3 protein-coding genes are annotated in these 6,912 nt (G+C 72.6%); 2 read left to right on the top strand and 1 reads right to left on the bottom strand.

Annotated features, from left to right (window positions below):
• Positions 1-261: 261 nt before the first annotated feature.
• On the bottom strand, positions 262-2,064 hold the full coding sequence (locus tag ACWGDE_RS34070) for an AMP-dependent synthetase/ligase (protein ID WP_453392924.1): 1,803 nt from the start codon (positions 2,062-2,064) through the stop codon (positions 262-264).
• Positions 2,065-2,183: 119 nt separating this feature from the next.
• On the opposite strand from ACWGDE_RS34070, the gene ACWGDE_RS34065 reads away from it, so the two are divergent.
• Together ACWGDE_RS34065 and ACWGDE_RS34060 are read left to right on the top strand one after the other, a co-directional pair.
• Positions 2,184-3,200, top strand: a complete 1,017-nt coding sequence (locus tag ACWGDE_RS34065; RefSeq protein WP_453392923.1) for an AraC family transcriptional regulator — start codon at positions 2,184-2,186, stop codon at positions 3,198-3,200.
• Between the two features lie 255 nt (positions 3,201-3,455).
• Entirely contained in the window at positions 3,456-6,884 is a 3,429-nt protein-coding gene (locus ACWGDE_RS34060; protein WP_453392922.1) for an Ig-like domain-containing protein, read from the top strand.
• Positions 6,885-6,912 lie beyond the last annotated feature (28 nt).

The following is a 6,912-nucleotide window of genomic DNA, read 5'->3' as shown; positions in this document are numbered from 1 at the left end:
GTCAAGGGTGGCCGAAGGCCATCGCGAAGCGACGCGACCGCAGGGAGCGCCCTTGACAGGCCGGCCCGGCACGGAAGGACACTCGACGCCCGGGACGCCCCCCGGACACCGTCAAAGCCACCCCGACTCGGGGCCCCGCCCACCCGGCGCCCCCACCGGTCCGTCAAAGCCACCGAGTACCTGGGCCCCGCCAACCCCGCCCCCGACCAGCCGTCAAAACCCCCGCCCCACCCCCGCAGCCTCCCCCCAGCCCGTCGCCCCCTACCCGTACAACCCCTCGATCACCCCCGCATACCTCTCCGCCACCACCCTCCGCCGCAGCTTCAGCGTCGGCGTCAACGTCCCCGCCTCCACCGTGAACTCCTCCGGCAGGATGCGGAAGGCGCGTACGCGGGCCGGGCGGGAGACCGTGGCGTTGGCTGCCTCGACCGCCTCTTCCACGAGGGCCCGTACCGCCGGGTGGTCGCCCGGGGCGGTCGGGTCCAGAGTTACCGACTCGCGTGCCGCCCAAGCGGCGACTTCCTCCGCGTCCAGGGTGATCAGGGCCACCGGATGGGGTCGGCGGTCGCCGATCATGACCGCGCGGGAGACGTAACGGGAGCGCTGGATGGCGAACTCGACCTCCGTCGGGGTGATGTTCTTGCCCGCCGAGGTGATGATCAGTTCCTTCTTGCGGCCGGTGATGGAGAGGTAGCCGTCGGCGTCCAGTTCTCCGAGGTCACCCGTGTGCAGCCAGCCCTCCGGGTCCAGCGTCTCCGCCGTCGCCCCGGGGTTCGCGTGGTACCCCGGGAAGATCATCGGGCCCCGCGCCAGGACCTCGCCGTCCTCCGCGATGCGGACCTCGCAGCCCGCGATCGGGCGGCCCACCGAGCCGTACCGCACCCCGGCCGGGTGGTTCAGGCTGATGACGCCGCCCGACTCCGTCATCCCGTAGCCCTCGAACACCGCGATCCCGCAGGCCCGTAGGAAGTCCAAGGTCGCCGGGGCGATCGGCGCCCCGCCGGTCAGCGCCCATTTCAGCCGGCCGCCGAACGCGCCCCTGACCAGGGAGTACAGGGACTTGTCGGCCGCCTCGTACGCCTCCCGCGACTCCTCCGGCAGGCGGCCCTCCGCCGCCAGCAGCCCCAGCCGGACCGCCTCGGCGAACCGGTCCGCGCCGCCCTCCTGGGACTCCGCCAGGGACAGGACCACCGAGTGGAGCTTCTCGAACAGGCGCGGGACGGACGGCAGATGGGTGGGCCGTGCCTCGGCGAGCTCCCCGATGACGTCCTCGATCCGGCCGCCGAAGTAGCAGAGGTCGCCGCCCTCCAGGAGGGTGGTGAACTGGATCAGCTGGGCCAGCAGGTGCGCCAGCGGCAGGTAGAGGTACGTGGAGTCGCCCGGGCCGCCCTTGATCAGCGGGAGCGTCGCGTCCTGGATCGCGCCCAGGTTGCCGTGCGTGAGGCGGCAGCCCTTCGGCAGGCCCGTCGTGCCCGAGGTGTAGACGATCGAGGCGTCGGAGGCCGGTTCCACCGCCGCCGCCCGGGCCAGGAGTTCGGCCTCCGGGGCGGCTCCGGCGAGCGAGCGCAGCCCGTCCATCTCCACCACCGCGCGCAGCCCCGGCAGCTCCCCCTTCCCCCGCAGCGCCTCCACCCGCGCCGCCTGCGCCGCGTCGTCGCAGACGACGACCACCGCCTCCGAGTCCTTCAGCACCCAGGCGAGCTCCTCCTCCCCCGCCGTCGGGTACACGGGCACCAGGACGGCGCCCGCCGCCAGCACCCCGAAGTGGGTGTACGTCCACTCCGGGCGGGTCTCCGCCAGCACCGCGACCCGCTCCCCGGCGGCGACCCCGAGGCCGATCAGGGCGCGCCCTGACTCCCGTACGCGCTCGCGCAGCCGCCCGTAGCTGACCGTCGCCCAGCCGCCCTCCGCCCCCGTCTCGGCCGTCCTGTGCCGCAGCGCGGTCTCCGCCGCGTACCGCTCGCCCGTCCACTCCGTGAACACCGCCAGCGTGCGCGGCCGCACGGCCCCGCCCATCGCCTCGCTCGTCACGTCGCTCGTCGCACCGCTCACCGCGTCGGTCATCGGGCTCGCCTCCCCCTCGGGTCGTACCGATGACGCTAGGCACCCCGATGCCGTCCGCGGCATGACCGGAAGCGTCACCCCCGCTGACCGCAGCGCTCAATGCGGCTACCGTCGGAGCCATGGGGAGGCGGACGATCACCGTGCACCACGTGCGCGCCGTGCTCGCGGGGGCGCGCGGCAGCGGCATCGACACCGTGCCACTGCTCCAGGAGGCGCAGATTCCGCCGCTGCTGCTCGGCGACGACCGGGCGCGCATCACTCCGGCGCAGTTCGCCCGGCTGTTCCGGGCGCTGTACCGGACCACGCAGGACGAGTTCCTGGGCCTGTCGTCCGTGCCGAGCAGGCCCGGGACCTTCGCGATGATGTGTTACGCGGCGCTGGGCTGCCGTGACCTCGGCGCGGCGGTGGAGCGGTCCGCCGCCTTCTACGGGCTGTTCCCGGGCGGGCCGGAGCTGGCGCTCGAAGTCGAGGGCGGGCAGGCGCGGTTCACCGTGCGCAATGACTTCGCGCGCGACGAGGAACGTTTCCTCACGGAGTGCGTGCTCGCCATCTGGCACCGGCTGAGCAGCTGGCTGATCGGCCGGCGCATCCCCCTCGCCCACGCCTCCTTCGCGTATCCGGCGCCGCCCCACGAGGCCGAGTACGAGATCCTCTTCGACTGCCCGGTCCGCTTCGGCGAGCCGCGCACGGGCGCGGCCGTCGCCTTCGACGCGCACTGGCTGACCGCGCCGCTGGTCCGCGACGAGGCCGCGCTCGACGCGATGCTGCGCCGGGCACCCTTCGACCTGCTGTCGCGGCCGGAGTACGGGACCACGGTCGCGGAGCAGGTCCGCCGGACCCTGACGCAGGCGCTGCGCAGCTCGCCGCGGCTGCCGGAGCTCGGCGAGGTGGCGGGCAGGCTGGCGGTGTCCCCGGCGACGCTGCGGCGGCGGCTGGGCCAGGAGGGAACCTCCTTCCAGCAGCTGAAGGACCACGTGCGGCGGGACGCGGCGATCGCCGGGCTGGCGGAGAGCGGCGAGCCGATCGCGGAGCTCGCCGCCCGCCTCGGCTTCTCGGAGGACACCGCCTTCCACCGGGCGTTCCGGCGCTGGACGGGAACGACTCCGGGCGCCTACCGGATCGCCTCGGGCAGCTGATCCGGCGGCTGGCCGGCCGGTGCGCCGGCCGGGCAGTTGATCGGGCCTGTTCGGCCCAATCGTTTCTCCGGCCTGCTCCGACCGGGTGGTTCTTCAAGGGATCTTGATGAATTCCCGTGACGCGGCCCCGGACACCGGACACCGGCACCCGCCCCCTGCCACAGTCCTGCCCGAACAGCGCGCGGGGCCGCTGGTCAGGTACGGCCGTCGCGCTGGAAGCAGAGGGATGTAAAGAGCCAGAGAGCGGAACGCATCTTGAGCAACCATCTCTACAGACGTGCCGTCACCGTCGTCGGCGGCATTCTCCTCGTACTGCAGTCACTCGTGATCCTCGGCCCCGCGGCCACCCCCGCGTGGGCGGGCGACGACCAGAGGATCGGCGCCCGGTTCAACGAGCCGCACAACGCCACCGCCAATCCGCGCAGGCCCGGACAGGTCGCCGTCATGGAAGGCTGCACCGTCCACATCGACCTGAACTACGGCCGGGACGGCTTCCCGATCACCCGGACCTCGACCGTCACCCCGTGCAACGGCGACCCGGTACTCGGCTTCGACGCCCAGGGGCGCATCTTCGTCACGCACCTTTCGCGCGGCGGCCTGAACACCAACCCGACCCCCGCCCGCCTCGGGGTCGGCGTCGGCCGGATCAACGACACCACGACGGCCGGGACCCAGACCTACACCCCCGTCCAGGTGAGCCCGAACGGGAACAGCGACCACGACAAGCCGTGGCTGGTGGTCGACGCCAACCCGACCAGCCCGTACGTGGGCAACCTCTACATCGTCTGGACGGAACTCCCGGGCGCCGGCGGCTCGCGGATCCTGTTCTCGCGTTCCACGAACGGCGGTACGACCTGGTCCGCCGCGGCCACCCTCTCCCAGGCGGGCGAGGGCTTCGTCTGGCCTTCGCACGCGGCCGTCGCCCAGAACGGCGACCTCTACGTCGCGTACCACACCGACACCTGCGCCGGCGACGGCACGGTGGGCTCGACCCAGTTGCTCCGGGACGGCTCCGGAGGCGCCGACTTCGCCGCCGGCACGCCCCAGCAGCGGACCGTGCCGTTCGGCGCGGGCCAGGCGGACGTCACCTGCAACCGGCAGAACAACCCGGCCACCGAGATCCCCGGGACCGACTTCTGGCTCCAGGGCTCCGTGCAGCCGTACATCCTTCCCGACCCGGCGCGCGCCGGGAACGTCTACGTCGTCGGCAACGACGACCCCAACAACAACTACGGCAACGGCGACGACGCCGACGTGGTCATCGCCCGCTCCACCGACAACGGCCTGAGCTTCACCCGGAGCCGCGTCGACCACGGGCCGGGCCAGACCTTCGCCGTGATGCCCAACGCCCACATCGACCAGGACGGCAACGCCGTCGTCACCTGGTACGACAACCGCAGCGGCCGGCGCAACGGCGGCACCGGGCCGAACGGGGCGGACAACTTCCTGCTGGATCTGTACGGCACCACCAGCCGGGACGGCGGCCAGACCTGGACCCAGGACTTCCGCATCAGCGACTCCCCCTTCGACCCCGACCGCAACGCCCCGTGCCGCTTCGGCAACTTCGCCGGCTGCGGCACCATGGTCGCCGGCGAGAACCGGCGGACCCTGCGGATCGGCGAGTACAACGGGGTGTTCGCCGTGGACGGGATCGGCTACGCGTCCTGGACCGGCAACGCCACCCCGCCCACCCCCACCGCCCCCTCCGCGGGCAACCAGGACGTCTACTTCGACGTCTTCTCCCTGCTCGGGGCCTTCCCCGACCGCCACGAGCCCAACGAGTCGATCGACCACGCCGTGGCCGCCGACCTCGGCTCCAACGAGCAGTTCAACCGGCGCGGCCTCACCCTGCACACCGCGACCGACGTGGACTTCTTCCGGGTCACCCCCCGCCACACCGGCCACCTCACCGCGGAGATCCGCTTCAACGAGGTGATCGCCCCGCTCGCGGTGCGCGCGTACGACAAGTTCGGCAACCGCGTCGCCAACGGCACCGTCTCCACCCGGGCCGGCACCTCCACCGGCCGGCTCGCGATCCCGGTCGTCAAGGACGAGCCGTACTACGTGGTGGTCAGCGCCGCCGGCGTGAGCGAGCCGACCCGGCCCGGGGACGCCTCACCGACGGACCCGCCGCAGGGCACGTACGACCTGCTCGTCGTCAACCGGGCGGCTCCCGAGCCGTTCGCCCTGGATCTCAAGCAGCAGTCCGACTCGGGCCGTTCCGACAGCGACGACGTCACCAAGGTCGTCGGGCCGGACCTCTTCCTGCGCGTGGACGACGCCGAGCTGCGCGCCGCCGGCATCGCGCTGTCCCCGCAGAACGCCACGCCCGTCCTGACCGACGACGCCCCCGGCTACAAGGTGGCCGTGGAGCGCGACGGGCAGCGCGTCGGCTTCGCCACTCCCGTCGACCCGGTGAACAAGCCGGGGCTGTACGGGATCCACCTGGACCCGGTGCTGCGGGAGGGCCCGAACCAGATCACCGCCGAGGTGATCATCGTCGACCCGTCGGACGACCCCCGTGTCACCGGCACCGTCCACGTCACCGGTTCGGGCACGGAGAGCGCGCACGCACTGGTGATCACCCTGGACACGGTCGCGCCGACCCGGCCGGCCGGCGCGCCCGACCTGCTGGCCTCCAGCGACAGCGCGGGCATCGACATCGACAACGTCACCACCATCATCAAGCCCGCCTTCCAGGGTTCGTCCGTCGAGCCGAACGCCCTGGTCCGGCTGCGGACCACCCCGGCGGGCGGCAGCGCGGCCGTGGTCGGCAAGGACACCGTCACCCCGGCCGGCGAGTACGAGGTCGTCAGCTCGGCGCTGCGCGACGGCCGGTACAACGTCGACGTCCTCCTGGAGGACCTCGCCGGCAACGTGAGCCCGGCCTCCCCCTCCCTCGCGGTGACCATCGCCCACAACTCGCTCAGCCTCGGCGGGGCCACGGCGAACGTACTGGCCGACATCGCCGAGGGCCGGGTGACGGGCTACCCGGGCATCCCGGGCGGCGTCGTCGGCATCGAGGGGATCCCGGTCGTCAACCTCGACGCGAACCGGCACGGCGCGGCCGTCACGGGCGGGGCGGGCGACGACCGGCTCACCTTCACCCCGCTCGGCGTCAACAGCGGCCGGCTGACCCGCGCGGACTCGGCCCAGGTGCTGAACTTCTTCAACGTCACGGGTGACGTGGGGATCAGCACCGACGGCGGGGACGACGAGGTCACCATCGTGGGCACCACCCGGGGCGACCGCATCCGCGGCGTCGTGGACACGTTCACCACGCTGCACGTCGACTCCCTGCCGCTGGTCCGCAAGCCGGCGCCGCTCGTGGCCCTGCTCGGCCTGCGGATCACCACGGCGCAGACCGAGCGGATCGGCGTCCTGGCCCGCGGCGGCAAGGACACGATCGACTTCCTCGTCAAGGACACCGTCAGCACCCACCTCTCCGTGGACGGCGGCGACCCGTCGCAGGTCAAGCCCGAGAAGGGTGACGAGCTGATCGTCCGCGCCGGCTCTCCCAAGGGCCTGCTGAAGGAGGACTACTCCGGCAAGTCGGGAACGGGCTCGGTGCTCGTCGCCTACCCGCACACGACGCACGCCAACACGCACATCGACTTCACGGACACGGAGGACATCACCCTCAAGGAGCACGAGCACAAGGGCGACGGCAAGGGCCAGCACTGATCCCGCCCACCCGCCCGAACACGACGAC

This window comes from Streptomyces sp. NPDC054956 (genome assembly GCF_053609185.1).
The sequence above is the reverse complement of the archived record's forward strand: the minus strand, read 5'-3'. Positions and strand labels throughout refer to the sequence as shown.